We start from the raw sequence: 17,564 nt of genomic DNA, 5'->3' as shown, positions 1-17,564 counted from the left end.
ATGAAACCCCACCCTACCGTTCACAACCAACGCCTCTTGCGCGGCCAGGCGCCTTCCTACGAACGCTTGCAGGCACGCCTGGCCGAAGATGGCAGCGCAATGGGCGCCGAGCCGATCGCCGTGCACTGCGGCTGGGGCCGGCTGCTGATCGGCCATACCTTCCCGGACCCGGCGTGCCTGGCCCAGGAACTGCTCAATGAACAACCCGGCGAACGCGACATCGCCCTGTACGTCGCCGCGCCCCAGCAAGTCCTGGGGCTGGAACCGGCGCATCTGTTCCTCGATCCGTCCGACACCTTGCGCCTGTGGTTCAGCGATTATCGCCAGGCCACGCGGGTGTTCCGCGGGTTCCGCATCCGCCGGGCCCAGGGGGACGCCGACTGGCAAGCCATCAACCAGCTTTACCAGGCCCGGGGCATGCTGCCCATCGACCCGCGGCGCCTGACCCCGCGCCACGAAGGTGGCCCGGTCTACTGGCTGGCCGAGGACGACGACACCGGCGCGGTGATTGGCAGCGTCATGGGCCTGAATCACCAGAAAGCCTTCAACGACCCGGAAAACGGCAGCAGCCTCTGGTGCCTCGCCGTGGACCCGCAATGCTCCCGGCCCGGCGTTGGCGAAGTGCTGGTGCGCCACCTGGTCGAGCATTTCATGAGCCGCGGCCTGAGCTACCTCGACCTGTCGGTGCTGCACGACAATCGCCAGGCGAAGAACCTCTACGCCAAGCTTGGCTTTCGCAACCTCTCGACCTTCGCCATCAAGCGCAAGAATGGCATCAACCAGCCGCTGTTCCTCGGCCCGGGCCCCGAGGCGCAGTTCAATCCCTATGCGCGGATCATCGTCGAGGAAGCCCGGCGCCGCGGCATCGAGGTCCAGGTGGACGATGCCGAGGCCGGCTTGTTCACCCTGGTCCACGGCAGCCGCCGGGTGCGGTGCCGCGAGTCCCTGAGCGATCTGACCAGCGCCATCAGCATGACGCTGTGCCAGAACAAGAGCCTGACCCACAAGGTCCTGAAAAATGCCGGCCTGAACCTGCCGGCGCAACAACTGGCGGGCAATGCCGACGACAACCTGGCGTTTCTCGACGAGCACGAACGCATCGTGGTCAAGCCGCTGGACGGTGAACAGGGCCAAGGCGTGGCGGTGGACCTGCGCACCATCGAAGAGGTGCAAGCCGCCATCGAAGCCGCCCGGCAATTCGACAGCCGGGTCTTGCTGGAAAGCTTCCATGAAGGGCTGGACCTGCGGATCCTGGTGATCGGCTTCGAAGTGGTGGCGGCGGCCATCCGCCGGCCAGCGGAAGTGATCGGCGATGGACAGCACACCATCGGCGCCCTGATCGAAGCCCAGAGCCGCCGGCGCCAGGCCGCCACCGGCGGCGAAAGCAAAATCCCGATGGATGCCGAGACCGAGCGCACGCTCAGCGCGGCGGGGTTCGACTACGACAGCGTGCTGCCGGCGGGAGAACACCTGTTCGTCCGGCGCACGGCGAACCTTCACACCGGCGGAGTCCTGGAAGACGTCACCGGCATCCTCCACCCGACCCTGGCCGACGCGGCGGTACGCGCCGCCCGGGCACTGGACATTCCCATGGTCGGCCTCGACCTGCTGGTGCCGGCCGCCGACCAGCCCGACTACGTGTTCATCGAAGCCAACGAACGCGCCGGGCTGGCCAACCACGAACCGCAACCCACCGCCGAACGCTTTGTGGACCTGTTGTTCCCCCATAGCCAGGCGGTGGCCTGCTAGAGCGGTGCCTGGCCTGGCGCCATCGCGGGCCAGCTCGCTCCCACGAATGCTCTATTGAACAGTGTGGGAACGAGCAGGGCCGCGATCAACGGTTCCACGTCAGGCACGCGCTTTTTTCTCATCGAAACCATCGATGCGCTCAATCCATCAGGAGTTTCCATGATCAGCAAAATTCCCGAACCGAATCTCGAATACCTGCAAAAAGTCCTGCTGGAAATGCTCGCCATTCCCAGCCCGACCGGCTTCACCGACACCATCGTGCGCTACGTCGCCGAACGGCTCGAAGAACTGGGTATCCCGTTTGAAATGACCCGCCGTGGCACCATCCGCGCCACCCTCAAGGGCCGCAAGAGCAGCCCTGACCGCGCCGTGTCGGCGCACCTGGACACCATCGGCGCCTCGGTGCGGGCCATCAAGGACAACGGCCGGCTGACCCTGGCCCCGGTGGGCTGCTGGTCGAGCCGGTTTGCCGAGGGCAGCCGGGTCAGCCTGTTCACCGACACCGGCGTGATCCGCGGTAGCGTGCTGCCCCTGATGGCCTCGGGGCATGCGTTCAATACCGCCGTGGATGAAATGCCCATCAGTTGGGACCACATCGAACTGCGCCTGGACGCCTACTGCGCCACCCGCGCCGACTGCGAGACCCTAGGAGTTGGCATCGGCGACTACGTGGCCTTCGACCCATTGCCGGAGTTCACCGAAAGCGGCCACATCAGCGCCCGCCACCTGGACGACAAGGCCGGTGTCGCCGCGTTGCTGGCGGCGCTCAAGGCCATCGTCGACAGCGGTGAAGAACTGCTGATCGATTGCCACCCGCTGTTCACCATCACCGAGGAAACCGGCAGCGGTGCCGCCGCCGCATTGCCCTGGGACGTCAGCGAATTCGTCGGCATCGACATTGCCCCGGTCGCCCCCGGCCAGCATTCCAGCGAACACGCGGTGAGCGTGGCCATGCAGGACTCCGGTGGCCCCTACGACTATCACCTGTCGCGGCACCTGCTGAAGCTGGCCAAGGAGAATGAGCTGCCGGCCCGCCGGGACCTGTTCCGCTACTACTTCAGCGACGCCCATTCGGCCATCACCGCCGGCCATGACATCCGCACCGCGCTGCTGGCCTTCGGCTGCGACGCCACCCACGGCTACGAACGCACCCACATCGACAGCCTCGCCGCCCTCAGCCGCCTGCTCGGTGCCTACATCCTCAGCCCACCGGTATTCGCCAGCGACGCGCAACCGGCCCAGGGTTCACTGGACCGCTTCAGCCACCAGATCGAACACGATGCGCAGATGGAAAGCGACACCCGGGTGCCGTCGGTGGACAGCTTGCTGGGGCAGCGCTCCGATAGCTGAGCAAATCGCGGGGCGCATTTCACACCCGTGGTGGGAGCGGGCTTGCTCGCGAAGACAGAGGCACATTCGGTATGGATGCAAGCTGACCCGCCGCTTTCGCGAGCAAGCCCGCTCCCACCAGGATCTGCAGCGACCGAAGCCATAGGCTAGCCGCAAACGCCCATTGGTCGTAGCATCGCCCCATTGTCTAGCCGAGGTACCCCATGCTCATCCCCCACGACCAACTCGAAGTCGACACGCTCACTCGCCTGATCGAGGATTTCGTGACCCGCGACGGCACCGACAATGGCGACGACACGCCCCTCGAAACCCGCGTACTGCGGGTGCGACAGGCGCTGACCAAGGGCCAGGCGATGATCGTCTTCGATCCCGAGAGCGAGCAGTGCCAACTGATGCTCAAGCACGACGTGCCCAAGCACCTATTCGACTGAGCAGGCCTTGCGCTGGGCGTGGGCCTTTTTCTTCTGGATCTTTTCGTAGATTTCGGAGCGATGGACATCGATGTGCCGTGGCGCCTCGACGCCAAAACGCACGGTGCCGCCGGTAACCGACAGCACGCGCACGGAAATGTCGTCACCGATGGAAATCAATTCGCCCACAGCGCGGCTTAGTACGAGCATGGTTCTTGTCCTTAAGAATGACTGGACCTTGACCATGCCCGGCCTGATTCAGGTTCTCAAGGCTCCCACGACAAATCAGTAAGGCCCTACAAGCAAAGCTCTGCGAGCTGAAGGAAATGTCCTGCAAAAACCTGTATAGCGGCGTTTATTTCAGCTCGCCGTAAACCGTGGACCGAACAGGATCACGCTCGCCCCCAGCACGCACAGTGCCACGCCGATCCAGTCCGAACCCAGCGGCCGGACCCGCTCCACCACCGCCAGCCAGCCGATCGAGGCGATGATGTAGATGCCGCCATAGGCGGCGTAGGCACGACCGGCATAGGTGGCTTCGATGCGTGTGAGCAACAGGGCGAACAGGGTCAGGCTGAGCAACGCCGGCGCGATCCACCAGGCGCTCTTGCCCTGGCGCAGCCACATCCAGAAGGCGTAGCAGCCGGCGATTTCAAACAGCGCGGCGAGAAAGAACCACAGGTAATTGAGCATGCAGGTGTCCGTCAGGAAGGCCGAATGGCGCCATCCTGAGGACACCGGGTCGCCAGGTCAACTCGGGTTCTGCCGGGCCTTGGCGCGCATCTTGTCGGCCATGACGGTCATTTCGTCATACAACTTCTGCGGGGCTTGCTGCTTGAGCGCCCAGGCCGCCCGCCCCTGTTCGTGGGGCAGGATCATGAACTGGCCCTGGGCGACTTGCTGATAGATGTAGTCGGCAATATCGGCGGCGCTGATGGGCGAGCTTTCCAGCAGTTTGCCGACCTGGGCCTTCATGGCCGGCGTCGGGCCGCGGAAGGAATCGAGCAAATTGGTCTGGAAGAACGACGGGCATACCACGTGCACGCCGATTTCCTGCTGGGCCAATTCCACCAGCAGGCTTTCCGACAAGGCCACCACGCCGGCCTTGGCCACGTTGTAGTTGCTCATGGCCGGCCCTTGCATCAAGGCCGCCATGGAGGCGATGTTGATGATCTTGCCACGGCTTTGTTCCAGCAACGGCAGGAACGCCTTGCAGCCCTTGACCACGCCCATGAGGTTGATTGCGATCTGCCAGTCCCAATCCTCCAGGGACAGTTCGCTGAAGAATCCGCCCGAGGCCACGCCCGCGTTGTTGACGATGATGTCGATGCCGCCGAGCTTCTCTTCGCAGGCCTGGGCGAACGCGGTCAATTGGCTGTAGTCGCGCACATCACAACGCTGGATGAAACCGTCGCCGCCTGCCTCGCGCACCCCGCGCAGGGTTTCCACCAGGCCGGGTTCGCTGACATCCGACAAGGCCAGCCGCCAGCCTTCGCGAGCCCAGCGCAGCGCGATTTCGCGACCCAGGCCAGAGCCGGCACCAGTGATCATCATGCGATTTTGCATAGCAGACAGCCTTGTTGTTCCGGGAGAGATAGGCCGAGTGTAGCGAAGGACCCCGCCGGACCCACGCTCCATCAGATTGCTGAATGCCGAGGGCAAACTGTAAGGGGTTTTGATCGAGGCGCCCATTAGTGGCGTCGAGCTGCACAACCGCGCCTTCATGGGCCAATAAAAAACATTGAATTTTTTACAGGACGTTACGGTCGGACTTGTTAAGCCGCCCGGATTTATTGCATGCGTGCTGGCAGTTAAAAGTTGCATCAACCCGGAACTGACCAATAAGGAAATCTACAATGGGCACGATTCTTATCATCATCCTGATCCTCCTGCTGATCGGTGGCCTGCCGGTCTTCCCGCACTCCAGAAGTTGGGGTTACGGCCCGTCCGGTATTATCGGCGTCGTGTTGGTGGTGCTGTTGGTCCTGCTCCTACTGGGCAAGATATGAACCACTAGGCGCAAAAAAAAAGAGGCCCTTGCGGCCTCTTTTTTTTTGCTTGCCGAGATCAGTCCGGCTTGCCGTCGACCACACCGGCGGTGTTATCCAACAGGCTCTTGGTGGCCGTCTGCAAAAACGACTCGAGCTTGAGTTTCATCTGCGCAGTGTCCGGTGCATCCGGGACGATCTCCGCACGGGGATTGGCGCCCAGTTCATAGCGGTACATCTTCGGCGGCATTTCCTTTTCCTTCGGCAGGACCAGGATCTGGTCGTCGCGGATGATTGCGGTGGTCTGCTCGCTGCCCGACGGCTTGATCACGCCAAAACCGGTATCGCCCTGCGGCAGGTTCAGCAGGTCGCGTCCCCAGCACTGGTTGCGCACCTGGCCGCCGATGCGGCCCATGATGGTCGGCACGATATCGACCTGGGTGCCCACGGTGTGGTTGCGCTGGCCGAATTTTTCCTGGACACCGGGGCCGATCAACAGCAACGGGACGTTGAAGCGACCCAGGTCCATTTCGGTGATCTGGCGCTCATTGCCGAAGCCATGGTCGCCCACCACCACGAACAGGGTTTCCTTGAAGTACGGCTCCTTGCGGGCCTTCTCGAAGAACTGGCCCAGGGCCCAGTCGGCATAGCGCATGGCGGTCAGGTGTTCGTTCAGGCTGCCGCGGTCGGTGACCCGCTCCACCGGCAACGGCGTCGGCAACGCATACGGCGTGTGGTTCGACAGGGTTTGCAGCAAGGCGTAGAACGGCTTGCCGTTTTCCCGCGCCTTGAGCTCGATCAGGCCACGGTCGAACATGTCCTGGTCGGACACGCCCCAGGTCGGATCGGAGAACACCGGGTTGACGAAATCGTTACGCCCAATGAAGTTGGTCATGCCCTGGCTGCTGAAGAAACCCGACTGGTTGTCCCAGGCGAAATCGCCGTTGTAGACATACACGTCGTCGTAGTCGCGGGCACTGAGCAGTTGCGGCAGGCCCGACAGCTTGTGGCTGCCTTCCGGGGTCTGCATCAGGTATTCGAAGCCGGGCAGGTTCGGGAAGCACGCCATGGTGGCGAACATGCCCTGGTGGGTGTGGGTGCCGTTGGAGAAGAAGCGGTCGAACAGCAGGCCTTCCTTGGACAGTTTGTCCAGGTAAGGCGTGATGTTACCCGGCGCGCCCAGGGCGCCCACCGAGTGACCGGCCATGCTTTCCATGAGGATCACCACCACATTCTTGATGGGCAGCGTCTTGTCGGCCGGCGGCGTGTAGTCGCGGCGCACGGCGGCGGTCTCGGTGTCCACCAGCTTGTCGTCGGGCATCACCAGCATGTCGCGCACGGTCTGTTGGGCCAACGGTTGTTCCAGGGTGGCTTTCCAGATGTTGTCGCGGTCTTCGGACATCCGGCTCTTGGCCGCCGCCACCAGCGACAACGTGCCATTGAGGCCCAGCTGGTTGGCGAAGTTGGAGTCGGTGGTGTACACGTCGCCCCAACGCAGGGGCGGGCCCTGGCGCAGGGTGCCACGGGCGGCGACCACGGCCACCAGCAGGCAGACCATGAACACTGCCACGCGTGCGTACCACGGGGCGACCTGGCGGGTGCCGATGCTGCCGCCACTGAACGGCCCACGGGGACGGGTCGCCCGGTCGGCGCCCTTGAACGCCAGCGCCAGGATGACCGTGCCGCCGACCCAGGCCAGCAGGTAGCGCACCACGGGGAAACCGTACCAGAGCATGCTCATCACGGTCTTCGGATCTTCCTTGACGTACTGGAAGACCAGGCCGTTGAGGCGCTGGTGGAACTCACGGTAGAAGTCCATCTCCATCAGGCCCAGGAACAAGGCGATGCTGGAGGTGACCGTCAGCCAGAAACGGAAGAACCCGCGCGCCGCCATGGCCCTGGCGCTGAACAACGCCAGCAGTAATGGGATGCAGAGGTAGACCACCAGGCGCAGGTCGAATCGCAAGCCGTTGATGAACGCTTCAACGAAGGTCGAGGCCGGGGTGTCGAGGATCATCTCGCGGTTGTAGACCAGCAGCGCGACGCGCAGCAGGCTGAACATGACCATCATCACCAGGGCGCAAAGCAGGGTGTAGGCCAGGTGTGATTTGACGGTCGGTTGCAGCAGGCGATGCGTAGTGCGCTGCTGACTCAGGGCGTCCGGAATTGCCATGTCGTTTTAGGACCTATTGGAGTTTAAGTGACAAAAAGAACAACGGCGCGCCCTCTGTTGGCCAATGCCTGGCCCCGGGGCTTGCGCAAGTGCGCAAATGTTTGCACGAACGGCCATGGCATTGCCATTAAATAACCGGCGGCGATAAAGCGCGGGGGATTGTCCGCAAGATTTTGTGAAAATTTTGTTCAATGAATATTCGGAAACACAAATCCCCGGAGTGCCCGAGACTAAGTGACGAGTCTTATTGTGGCGAGGGGATTTATCCCCGCTGGGCTGCGAAGCAGCCCTAAAACCTGCTGCCTCGGTATGTAAGTCCACTGGATGGGGCCGCTTCGCGACCCAACGGGGATAAATCCCCCCGCCACAGGGCGCTTCGTGTTTAGTGGAACTGGCGCCCAAGCCCCGCCGGCACGCCTTCGATGGTGGTGTCTTCCCACGGGCCGTTCGGGCTGACGGAGCGACTCCAGCCGTTATTCCAGCGGTAGTACGTGCGTTGGCGATAGAAGGTGTTGGTCTGGTTATCCAGCACGTAGACCCCCAGCTTGGCGTCCCAATGACTGTTGCCCCCCGGCGGCGGGGCAAAACTGGCGGAGGTGCGCGGCACGGGCTTGGCCGGTTTGTTCGGGGTCACCGGCTTGCCCGGCGGCGTAGAGGGGCCGGGCTTGGTGGTGGGGGTCGAGGGCGGGATCGGCGGCAGCGGCGTCGAAGGCTCCGGCGGACGCTGGACCGCACAAGCGCTCAGGCCCAGGACCAGCGTGAGCAGGGTAATGCGAGCGATGGCGGTCATGGTGCGAATTCCTGTTATTGATCCGGGCTGTCGATGGTCAGGTGCTGCGCCGCGGTGGTGCTGCTGGCCAGGGGCTGGCTGCGACCGATCCATTCGCCGGCGGTGGGTTGACCGGCACGGGAGATGCGCGCCACCAGTTGGACTTCAGGGAAGTTCGACAGTTTCAGTTGCGGCATCATCGCGTCCGCGTCCCCCAGCTCCACGGTCACTGGCAGGTCGGCGACCGTCAGGCGCTTGGCCGCCAGCGGCGCCGGCGGGCCGGAGGCGGCGCGGGCGAAGATGAACACGCTGTCGCCGGGCTGCACCTTGGCCTTAAGCGCCGGGGCCAGGTCGACACGCACCTTGAGCGCGGCGGCTGCCTTCGCGGCGGGAGCCGGGGCCTGGGCCTGGATCGGCGCGACCTGGCCGCCAGCGGCCTGGAGTTTCTCGGTGGCGCGGGCAATACCGCCCTGCAACGCCTCGCGGGACTTGTCACCTTCCGGCAGTTCCACCAACAAGCGGCCCCAGTAGTCGATCGCGTCCTGGTAGCGCTCGCCCTCGAACGCGGCAATGCCCAGCAGGCCGAGGCTGGTGACCTCCTTCGGATCGAGCTTCAGCGCTTCGTCAGTCAGGGCCTGGACTTGCCCGGACCATTTCTTGCCATCGGCGAAATACTGCGCCTGGGCCCATTGGCCCAGCAGCTCGGGCTGGCGGCCGGCCACCGCCACGGTGCGCTGGAAGATCTTCGCCGCGTCCGCCGGCCGGTCCTGGGCCATGTAGGTACGGCCAAGGAAATACAAGCCCTCGGCGTTGTCCGGTTGCGCCGCCACCGCACGCTCCAGGCGCTGGGTCATTTCTTCCATCGACTGCGGCGCCTGGGCGAATTCGCGGGTCAGCTCGACCTTGTCGCTGGCGCCGAAATGCAGGTACAGGCCCAGACCCAGCAACGGCACCAGCACGGCGGCGAGCAACGGCAGCGGCCGGCCCAGGCGCGATTCGCGCGGCACCTCGGCGCCCTCGGTGTCGGCGAGCAGTTCACGGGCGGCCTCGGCGCGCCCGGTGTCCAGTTGCGCGGCGTTGAGCACGCCCTCCTCCCGCTCGGCCTGCAATTCGGCGATGCGCTCCTGGTACAGCGCCACGTTGAGCGCGGTACGGTCCTCCTCCCGCTGGGCGCGGCGCCCGCGCAACACAGGGATCAACAGGAAACTCAGGGCGACCAGGAGAAGCAGACCTGCGGCGAGCCAGAAATCAATCATGCGTGGTTTTATCCAACAGTTGGTCGAGGCGCTGGCGCTCTTCGACGGAAAGCGTGTCCGGGGCGGCCGTGCGTTGCACCCGACGACGGCGCACGATCACGGCGATGACCACGAAGCCACCGAGCAACAGGCCGGCTGGGCCGAACCAGAGCAGCGCGGTCTTGGAGGACAGGGCGGGGTTGTAGCGCACGAACTCACCGTAGCGATCGACCATGAAATCGATGATCTGCTGGTTGTCCTTGCCCTCGCCGAGCATGCGGAAGATTTCCTTGCGCAGGTCGGCGGCAATCGGCGCGTTGGAGTCGGCGATGTCCTGGTTCTGGCACTTGGGGCAGCGCAGTTCCTTGGTCAGTTCGCGGAACCGCTCGCGCTCGCCTTCGTTGGCGAATTCGTAAGTGTCGATGGCGGCGTGGGCCACCCCCACCAGGCTCAATCCGAGCAAGGCGGCTGCCAACCAACGCTTCATGGCTTGGCCTCGTCTACCAGCGCCTGGTACTTGGCGGCCAGCTTCTCGCGCCAGACCTGCTCGTCGATCACCCCGACGTACTTGTCGCGGATGACGCCCTTGGCGTCGATGAAGAAGGTTTCCGGCGCGCCATAGACACCCAGGTTCAGGCCCAGGGAGCCCTCCTCGTCGCGGATGTCCAGTTGATACGGGTTGTGGAACTCGGCGAGCCACTTCAGCGCATCGGCGTTGACGTCCTTGTAATTGACGCCGTAGATCACCACGCCGTTCTGCGCCAGCTTGTTCAACACCGGGTGCTCGACCCGGCAGGAGATGCACCAGGTGCCCCACACGTTGACCAGCGCCGGCTTGCCCAGCAGGTCGGCGCGGGTCAGGGTCTTGTCGCCCTGCACCGACGGCAGGGAAAACTCCGGGAACGGCTTGCCGATCATCGCCGAGGGCAACTCGGCCGGGTTCAGGTAAAGCCCCCGGTACAAAAAGACCGCCACCACCAGGAACAGCGCCAGCGGCAACACCATCAACCAACGTTTCATGCAGCGGCTCCCGTCACGCCCAGGGCTTCACGCACCCGGGTCTTCACCTTGACCCGATAACGCCGGTCCAGCGCCGCCAGCACCCCACCCAGGCCAGTGAGCAGGCCACCGAACCAGATCCAGCGCACGAACGGCTTGACGTGCACCCGCACGGCCCAGGCGCCGTCGCCCAGGGACTCGCCCAGGGCCACATAGAGATCGCGGGTGAAACCGGCATCGATGCCGGCTTCGGTCATCACCGAGTTCTGCACCGTGTACAGGCGTTTTTCCGGGTGCAGGACCGTCACTTCCTGACCGTCGCGGATGACCCGCACGGTGCCTTTGTCGGACGTGAAGTTCGGCCCTTCGAAATGCTTGGCGCCTTCGAACACGAACTGATAGCCGGCCAGCTCCATGGACTCTCCCGGGGCCAGGCGCAGGTCGCGCTCGGCACTGTTCTGGCTCGACAGGACCACGCCGAGGGCGCAGACGGCGATGCCCAGGTGGGCGACCTGCATGCCCCAGTAGCTGCGGGTCAGGGTCGGCAGGCCCTTGAGCAGGCCTTTGTGCCGGGTCTTGTCGAAGATGTCCCGTACACCGGCCAGCAGTACCCAGGCCGCCAGCACGAACGTGGCCAGCACCGCCCAGTTGAAATCGCCATAGGCCACGCCGGCCACCACGGCCAGGGCCGCCGTGCCCAGCAGCACGGGCGTCAACATGCCCAGCAGCCACTTGAGCGGGGTGTCTTTCCAGCGCACCAGTACGCCGATGGCCATCACCACCATCAGGATCGCCATCAACGGGATGAACAGGGCATTGAAGTACGGCGGTCCGACCGACAGCTTGGCCCCGGACAACGCATCGAGCACCAACGGGTACAGCGTCCCCAGCAGGATCATCGAGGCGGCCACCACCAGCACCAGGTTATTGCCCAGCAACAGGGTTTCCCGCGACCAGAGGTTGAAGCCGACCTGGCTTTTCACCACCGGCGCGCGCAGGGCGAACAAGGTCAACGAACCGCCGACCACGCACAGCAGGAATAGCAGGATGAACACGCCGCGCTCGGGGTCGGAGGCGAAGGCATGCACCGAGGTCAGGACGCCGGAACGCACCAGGAAGGTCCCGAGCAGGCTGAGGGAGAACGCCGCGATGGCCAGCAGCACGGTCCAGCTCTTGAACACCCCGCGCTTTTCGGTGACCGCCAGGGAGTGGATCAGCGCCGTGCCCACCAGCCAGGGCATGAACGAGGCGTTTTCCACCGGGTCCCAGAACCACCAGCCGCCCCAGCCGAGTTCGTAGTAGGCCCACCACGAACCGAGGGTGATGCCGATGCCGAGGAACGCCCAGGCGACGATGGTCCAGGGTCGCGACCAGCGGGCCCAGGCGGCGTCCAGGCGTCCGCCCAGCAACGCCGCGATGGCGAAGGCGAAGGCCACGGAGAAGCCGACGTAGCCCATGTACAGCATCGGCGGGTGGACGATCAGGCCAATGTCCTGCAACAGCGGATTGAGGTCGCGCCCATCGGTGGGCATCTGCGGCAGCAGGCGGGCGAACGGGTTGGAGGTGACGATCAGGAACAGCAGGAAGCCAGTGCTGATCATGCCCATCACCGCCAGCACCCGGGCCAGCATCACCTGGGGCAACTGCCGGGAGAACACCGAGACGGCGAAGGTCCAGCCGCCCAGGATCAACGCCCAGAGCAGCAGCGACCCCTCATGGGCACCCCACACCGCACTGAACTTGTAGTACCAGGGCAAGGCGCTGTTGGAGTTGCTGGCGACGTAGGCCACGGAAAAGTCGTCGGTCATGAAGGCGTAGGTCAGGCAACCGAAGGCGAACACCATGAAGGCGAACTGTCCCCACGCCGCCGGCTGGGCCAGGCTCATCCACAAACGGTCGCCCCGCCAGGCACCCAGTAGCGGGACCACGGCCTGCACCAGGGCAAAGCACAGGGCCAGGATCATCGCCAGATGGCCCAACTCGGGAATGAAGATACCGGTACTCATCGATCAGCCCTCCTTCACGGGAGCAGGCGCCGACTGACCGCTGTCCTTCAGGGCCTTGGTCACTTCCGGCGGCATGTATTTTTCATCGTGCTTGGCCAGAACTTCGTCGGCGACCACCACGCCACTGGCGTTGAGCTTGCCCAGGGCGACGATGCCCTGCCCCTCGCGGAACAGGTCCGGGAGGATGCCGCGGTAGGTGATGGTGACGGTCTTGTTGAAGTCGGTGACGTTGAAGGTCACGTCCAGCGAATCCCCGGAACGTACCAGCGAGCCCTTCTCCACCATGCCGCCGGCGCGGATGCGCGTGTCATGGGGCGCTTCGCCGTTGGCGATCTGGGTCGGGGTGTAGAACAGGTTGATGTTCTGCTGCAAGGCGCTGAGGGCCAGGCCGACCGCGGCACCGACACCCACCAGGATCGCCAGGATGATGACAAGACGTTTTTTGCGCAGCGGATTCACTGACCGTTCTCCCGGCGCAGACGACGCGCCTCCTGTTGCAGATACCGCTTGCGGGCCAGGATCGGCACCGCCACGTTGAGGGCCAGCACCGCCAGGCAGATGCCGTAGGCCGACCAGACATACAGGCCATGATGGCCCATGGCGAGGAAATCGCCGAATGAAGCGAAACTCATCGAGCGGCCTCCAGGCTGTTCTGTATTTCGGCCTTCACCCAACTGGCGCGGGCTTCGCGCTTGAGCACTTCGAGGCGCATGCGCAGCAGCAGCACCGCGCCGAAGAAACAATAGAAACCCAGCACCGTCAGCAGCAGCGGCAGCCACATCTCCACCGGCATCGCCGGTTTTTCGGTGAGGGTGAACGTCGCGCCCTGGTGCAGGGTGTTCCACCACTCCACCGAGTACTTGATGATCGGGATATTGATCACCCCGACGATCGCCAGCACCGCGCACGCCTTGGCGGCGCTGTCACGATTGCTGATGGCGTTGCCCAGCGCAATGAGACCGAAGTACAGGAAAAGCAGGATCAGCATCGACGTCAGTCGGGCATCCCAGACCCACCACGAACCCCAGGTCGGCTTGCCCCAGATGGCGCCGGTGACCAGCGCCACGGCGGTCATCCACGCGCCGATGGGGGCCGCGCATTGCAGGGCCACGTCGGCCAGCTTCATCTTCCACACCAGCCCGACCACCCCGCACACCGCCAGCATCACGTAGACGGACTGGGCCAGCATCGCCGTGGGCACATGGATGTAGATGATGCGGAAACTGTTGCCCTGCTGGTAGTCCGGCGGGGCGAAGGCCAGGCCCCAGACGAGGCCGGAGCCGATCAACAGCAGCGCGAAGACGCTCAGCCAGGGCAGCAGCCTGCCGCTGATGCCATAGAACCACTTGGGTGAGCCGAGCTTGTGAAACCAGGTCCAGTTCATTGCTGTTTCCATCACGGTTGCGGCTCGCCATCACGAACCGCCGGGGCGGCCTTTACTTCCGGGGAAGTGGTCAATGCTTGACCAGGCCTGATTATTATTCGCCGACGCTGATCTTCAGGCCAGCGGCTATTGCAAAGGGTGTCAGGGTTATCGCCAGGGCGGTCAGGCTCCCAAGCCACAGCAGATAACCGGTCGCCGGCATGCCCTGCAAGGCAGCCTGCAAGGCGCCACTGCCGAGGATCAACACCGGGATGTACAGCGGCAGGATCAACAAGGCCAGCAGCAGGCCGCCGCGCTTGAGACCCACCGTCAACGCCGCGCCCACCGCACCCAGCAAGCTGAGCACCGGCGTGCCCAACAGCAGCGACACCAGCAGCACCGGCATGCACGCGGCGGGCAAGCCCAGCATCATGGCCAGCAGCGGCGAGAGCAGCACCAGCGCCAATCCGGAAAAAACCCAGTGTGCCAGTACCTTGGCCAAAACCAGAAGGGCCAGGGGGTGCGACGAAAGGACCCACTGTTCCAGGGAACCATCTTCGAAATCACTGCGGAAAAGCCCGTCCAGCGAGAGCAGGACCGACAAAAGTGCCGCCACCCAGACCAGTCCTGGCGACAAGGTTTGCAACAATTGAGTCTCCGGTCCGACGGCCAGCGGGAACAACGCGATGACGATCGCGAAGAACACCAGCGGATTGGCCAACTCGGCCGGACGACGAAACAACAGGCGCGCCTCGCGGGCCAACAACAACCCAAACACACTCATACCGCCCAGGTCCCCAGGTCAATGCTGCGATAACCGGACGGCATGCGCGCCAGCGTGTGGTGGGTGGTCAACAGCACCGTGCCACCGCGCTCGCAATGCCCGGCCAGGTGCTCCTCGAGCTGCGCCACGCCCTGCTTGTCCAGAGCGGTGAAGGGCTCGTCGAGAATCCACAGCGGCGGGCTGTCCAGGTACAACCGGGCCAGGGCCACGCGGCGCTGCTGGCCGGCGGACAGGGTGTGGCACGGTACGTCTTCGAAACCGCGCAGGCCCACTGTGGCCAGCGCCTGCCAGATCGCCTCGCGGGCGGCCGGTCGATGCAATGCGCAGAGCCAGCTGAGGTTTTCTTCCGGGGTCAGCAGGTCCTTGATCCCGGCGGCATGGCCGATCCAGAGCAGGTTGCGCGCCAGTTCGCTGCGCTGGCTCTGCAACGGCTGGCCATTGAGCAGCACTTGGCCCGCGGTGGGCTGCATCAACCCGGCCAGCAGGCGCAGCAAGCTGGTCTTGCCACTGCCGTTGGGGCCACTGACCTGCACCATATCGCCGGGCGAGAGTCTCAATTCGAGATGTTCGAACAGCAGCCGCAGGTCTCGCTCACAGGCGAGGCCGACGGTTTGCAAAAGAGGGCTGGTCAAGGGATCGCGGGCCTTATACGGTTCAAGTCGGCGGTGCAGCGGCCGTTAAAGAGATGCAGCATAGATGCATTGATGGCCTGTTCCACAGAGCTGCGTCAAACAATCGCAAGGTTTTCGCCACTCCCTGTAGGACGGGCGGCATTATACATGCCGTGCCCTGCGCGAAAGAGGGCTATTTTCCCAAGGTAAGACTGCTGATGACAGGTGACATGAACATTCAGCCGCTGCCTCAGCCCACGGCGACGACGCGTACGCCCGTGGTCAGTGGCGAGCTGCTCAAACTGCTGACGCCGGTCGAAGGCCTGATCGGCGCCGGCCAGACGGCGAGTGCCGAAGTCCTTTCCCTCAAGCAGGCCGACCAGACTTTCCAGCTGTTGCTCAAGGTCACCCTGGAGAGCGGCCGCCAGACCACGGTGCAGGCCACCAGCACGCAGCCGTTGCCCCAGGGCACGAGCCTGGCGGTGACCCAACCCTCGGCCACCAACCTGGCCGTTACGGTGCAGCAGGCCATTGCCTCCAGCGTCGCCACCCTGACCCGCATCGACACCACGCAAATGCCGGTCGGGACCCTGCTGCAGGGCAAGGTGCTGACCAGCCAGCCCTTGCCGCAATTACCGGGGCAACCGGCGGTCTACCGATCATTGGTGAGCCTGCTCAACACCGCCCAGGCGGGGGCCACCCTGGACATCGACAGCCCGCAGCCGCTGCGCATCGGCACGTTGTTGAGCGCCCAGGTGCAGGATGCCCAGACCCTGAAATTCGTACCCTTGAGCAATCGCCAGGAGCAACTGGCGGTGAGCCAGCAACTGGCCACCCAAGTGAGCCGCCAAGGCTCCCTGGACAGCCTGCTCAACGCCCTGCAGAACCTTGTACCCAGTGACGACACCGGGGCCGAACTGCGCGCCGCCGTGACGCGGTTGTTGGCGGGCCTGCCGGATGTCGAGCAATTGAGCACGCCCAAGGGCTTGGCCCAGGCCGTGGTGGCCAGCGGGGTATTCCTTGAAAGCAAACTGGTTGCCGGACTGCCGTCGGGCCCGGCTGCGGACATGAAAAGCGACCTGTTGAAACTGATCGCCCAACTGACCCCGGCCCTGCCCGCGTCTACCAATCTGGGCGCCATCATCGCCGCCAATACCCTGGCCCAGGCGCTGCCGACCTTCGTACGCAGCGCCCTGGGGATGCTCGGCCAGGTCAGCGCCAAGCCGCAACCGACCAATTTTCCCCTGCCCTCGCGACTGTTGAAGGAGCAGGACGACGAAGGCGACCTGGAGCACCTGCTGCGCCTGGCCGCCGCGGCCGTGTCGCGCCTGCAGAGCCATCAGTTGTCGAGCCTGGAGCAGACGGGCCTGACCCCCGACGGCCGGCTGATGAGCACCTGGCAACTGGAGATCCCCATGCGCAACCTGCAGGACATCGTGCCCTTGCAGGTCAAGTTCCAGCGCGAGGAAACCCCGCCTCGGGAGCACCCCGACGAGCGCCGGGAAGAACGTGAGCCGAAACAGCAACTCTGGCGGATGGAACTGGCCTTCGACATGGAGCCGCTGGGCCCCTTGCAGATCCAGGCCCAACTGCTCAGTGGCAGCCTGTCGAGCCAGCTGTGGGCGCAGCGGCCCTACACCGCGAGCCTGATCGAGCGCAACCTCGCCGCACTGCGTGAGCGGCTACTGGACTGCGGCCTGAACGTCGGCGACCTGGACTGCCACCTCGGCATCCCACCCCAAGGCCCCAAGACCCGACTCGAACAACGCTGGGTGGATGAAACCGCATGACAACCCACACCGAACCGCGCCAGGCCATCGCCCTCAAGTACGACGGCCAGCACGCCCCGACCCTCACCGCCAAGGGCGACGAAGCCCTGGCCGAGGAAATCCTGCGGATCGCCCGGGACAGCGAAGTACCGATATATGAGAACGCCGAGCTGGTGAAGCTGCTGGCCAGGCTGGAACTGGGCGACAGCATCCCGGAAGAGCTGTACCGCACGATTGCCGAAATCATCGCATTCGCCTGGAACTTGAAGGGCAAGTTCCCCAAGGGCTACGACCCAAACGCACCGGCACAGGAAAAGGACGTGACGGAACGCGGGGACGACTACTGAAACGAGCCCTG

The 17,564-nt window shown here is 64.4% G+C and carries 20 protein-coding genes; 6 read left to right on the top strand and 14 right to left on the bottom strand.

Going from position 1 to position 17,564, the window contains the following annotated elements:
• The 3 genes from ngg to Q6A48_RS00720 all read left to right on the top strand — a co-directional run bounded on the left by ngg (nt 1) and on the right by Q6A48_RS00720 (nt 3,530).
• Nucleotides 1–1,749: an N-acetylglutaminylglutamine synthetase gene (gene ngg, locus Q6A48_RS00730; protein WP_304551154.1), complete on the top strand. Its 1,749-nt coding sequence runs from the start codon at nt 1–3 to the stop codon at nt 1,747–1,749.
• Nucleotides 1,750–1,908: 159 nt separating this feature from the next.
• Nucleotides 1,909–3,099, top strand: coding sequence for an osmoprotectant NAGGN system M42 family peptidase (locus Q6A48_RS00725; protein WP_369811643.1), 1,191 nt, complete (start codon nt 1,909–1,911; stop codon nt 3,097–3,099).
• A 203-nt stretch (nt 3,100–3,302) separates the two neighbouring features.
• Nucleotides 3,303–3,530: a YheU family protein gene (locus tag Q6A48_RS00720; RefSeq protein ID WP_024778700.1), complete on the top strand. Its 228-nt coding sequence runs from the start codon at nt 3,303–3,305 to the stop codon at nt 3,528–3,530.
• On the opposite strand, the gene csrA is transcribed toward Q6A48_RS00720, so the two are convergent.
• The 3 genes from csrA to Q6A48_RS00705 all read right to left on the bottom strand — a co-directional run bounded on the left by csrA (nt 3,519) and on the right by Q6A48_RS00705 (nt 5,075).
• Nucleotides 3,519–3,719 (bottom strand): carbon storage regulator CsrA, encoded by a 201-nt coding sequence (gene csrA, locus Q6A48_RS00715; RefSeq protein WP_042730428.1) that lies wholly within the window; start codon nt 3,717–3,719, stop codon nt 3,519–3,521. The genes Q6A48_RS00720 and csrA overlap by 12 nt on opposite strands.
• 150 nt (nt 3,720–3,869) lie before the next feature.
• Nucleotides 3,870–4,202: a YnfA family protein gene (locus tag Q6A48_RS00710; protein WP_304551152.1), complete on the bottom strand. Its 333-nt coding sequence runs from the start codon at nt 4,200–4,202 to the stop codon at nt 3,870–3,872.
• Between the two features lie 57 nt (nt 4,203–4,259).
• Entirely contained in the window at nt 4,260–5,075 is an 816-nt protein-coding gene (locus Q6A48_RS00705) for an SDR family oxidoreductase (RefSeq protein ID WP_304551150.1), read from the bottom strand.
• Between the two features lie 290 nt (nt 5,076–5,365).
• Here Q6A48_RS00705 and Q6A48_RS00700 point away from each other — a divergent pair, with 290 nt between their 5' ends.
• Nucleotides 5,366–5,518, top strand: a complete 153-nt coding sequence (locus Q6A48_RS00700) for a DUF3309 family protein (protein WP_003183939.1) — start codon at nt 5,366–5,368, stop codon at nt 5,516–5,518.
• A 58-nt stretch (nt 5,519–5,576) separates the two neighbouring features.
• Here Q6A48_RS00700 and Q6A48_RS00695 read toward each other — a convergent pair whose 3' ends face one another.
• The 11 genes from Q6A48_RS00695 to ccmA all read right to left on the bottom strand — a co-directional run bounded on the left by Q6A48_RS00695 (nt 5,577) and on the right by ccmA (nt 15,458).
• Complete coding sequence (locus Q6A48_RS00695; protein ID WP_304551136.1) at nt 5,577–7,670, bottom strand: LTA synthase family protein; 2,094 nt, start codon at nt 7,668–7,670, stop codon at nt 5,577–5,579.
• Nucleotides 7,671–8,052: 382 nt separating this feature from the next.
• On the bottom strand, nt 8,053–8,460 hold the full coding sequence (locus Q6A48_RS00690) for a hypothetical protein (protein WP_003183942.1): 408 nt from the start codon (nt 8,458–8,460) through the stop codon (nt 8,053–8,055).
• Between the two features lie 14 nt (nt 8,461–8,474).
• Nucleotides 8,475–9,695 carry a c-type cytochrome biogenesis protein CcmI gene (gene ccmI / locus Q6A48_RS00685; RefSeq protein ID WP_304551135.1) on the bottom strand — a complete coding sequence of 407 codons (1,221 nt, stop codon included), beginning with the start codon at nt 9,693–9,695 and terminating at the stop codon, nt 8,475–8,477.
• On the bottom strand, nt 9,688–10,161 hold the full coding sequence (locus Q6A48_RS00680; protein WP_304551134.1) for a cytochrome c-type biogenesis protein: 474 nt from the start codon (nt 10,159–10,161) through the stop codon (nt 9,688–9,690). Before Q6A48_RS00680 ends, ccmI begins: the two co-directional genes overlap by 8 nt.
• Nucleotides 10,158–10,694, bottom strand: coding sequence for a DsbE family thiol:disulfide interchange protein (locus Q6A48_RS00675; protein ID WP_304551133.1), 537 nt, complete (start codon nt 10,692–10,694; stop codon nt 10,158–10,160). The genes Q6A48_RS00680 and Q6A48_RS00675 overlap by 4 nt, the downstream gene beginning before the upstream one ends.
• Nucleotides 10,691–12,679: a heme lyase CcmF/NrfE family subunit gene (locus Q6A48_RS00670; protein ID WP_304551132.1), complete on the bottom strand. Its 1,989-nt coding sequence runs from the start codon at nt 12,677–12,679 to the stop codon at nt 10,691–10,693. Before Q6A48_RS00670 ends, Q6A48_RS00675 begins: the two co-directional genes overlap by 4 nt.
• Before the next feature lie 3 nt (nt 12,680–12,682).
• Nucleotides 12,683–13,138, bottom strand: a complete 456-nt coding sequence (ccmE, locus tag Q6A48_RS00665; protein WP_042729136.1) for a cytochrome c maturation protein CcmE — start codon at nt 13,136–13,138, stop codon at nt 12,683–12,685.
• Nucleotides 13,135–13,311, bottom strand: a complete 177-nt coding sequence (gene ccmD / locus Q6A48_RS00660) for a heme exporter protein CcmD (RefSeq protein WP_042729135.1) — start codon at nt 13,309–13,311, stop codon at nt 13,135–13,137. The genes ccmE and ccmD overlap by 4 nt, the downstream gene beginning before the upstream one ends.
• A complete protein-coding gene (locus Q6A48_RS00655; protein WP_304551131.1) occupies nt 13,308–14,063 on the bottom strand; it encodes a heme ABC transporter permease in 756 nt (251 codons plus the stop codon). The genes ccmD and Q6A48_RS00655 overlap by 4 nt, the downstream gene beginning before the upstream one ends.
• Nucleotides 14,064–14,157: 94 nt before the next feature.
• Nucleotides 14,158–14,826: a heme exporter protein CcmB gene (gene ccmB, locus Q6A48_RS00650; protein WP_003183957.1), complete on the bottom strand. Its 669-nt coding sequence runs from the start codon at nt 14,824–14,826 to the stop codon at nt 14,158–14,160.
• Nucleotides 14,823–15,458, bottom strand: coding sequence for a cytochrome c biogenesis heme-transporting ATPase CcmA (ccmA, locus tag Q6A48_RS00645; RefSeq protein WP_304551129.1), 636 nt, complete (start codon nt 15,456–15,458; stop codon nt 14,823–14,825). Before ccmA ends, ccmB begins: the two co-directional genes overlap by 4 nt.
• A 197-nt stretch (nt 15,459–15,655) precedes the next feature.
• Between ccmA and fliK the strand changes: the two genes are divergently transcribed.
• Nucleotides 15,656–17,227 carry a flagellar hook-length control protein FliK gene (fliK, locus tag Q6A48_RS00640; RefSeq protein ID WP_304551128.1) on the top strand — a complete coding sequence of 524 codons (1,572 nt, stop codon included), beginning with the start codon at nt 15,656–15,658 and terminating at the stop codon, nt 17,225–17,227.
• On the top strand, nt 17,224–17,553 hold the full coding sequence (locus tag Q6A48_RS00635) for an EscU/YscU/HrcU family type III secretion system export apparatus switch protein (RefSeq protein WP_304551127.1): 330 nt from the start codon (nt 17,224–17,226) through the stop codon (nt 17,551–17,553). Before fliK ends, Q6A48_RS00635 begins: the two co-directional genes overlap by 4 nt.
• The last annotated feature ends 11 nt before the right edge of the window (nt 17,554–17,564 follow it).

Origin of the sequence: Pseudomonas citrullilanati (assembly GCF_030580855.1) — a bacterium.
GTDB classification, from domain to species: Bacteria; Pseudomonadota; Gammaproteobacteria; order Pseudomonadales; family Pseudomonadaceae; genus Aquipseudomonas; species Aquipseudomonas citrulli.
The sequence above is the reverse complement of the archived record's forward strand: the minus strand, read 5'-3'. Positions and strand labels throughout refer to the sequence as shown.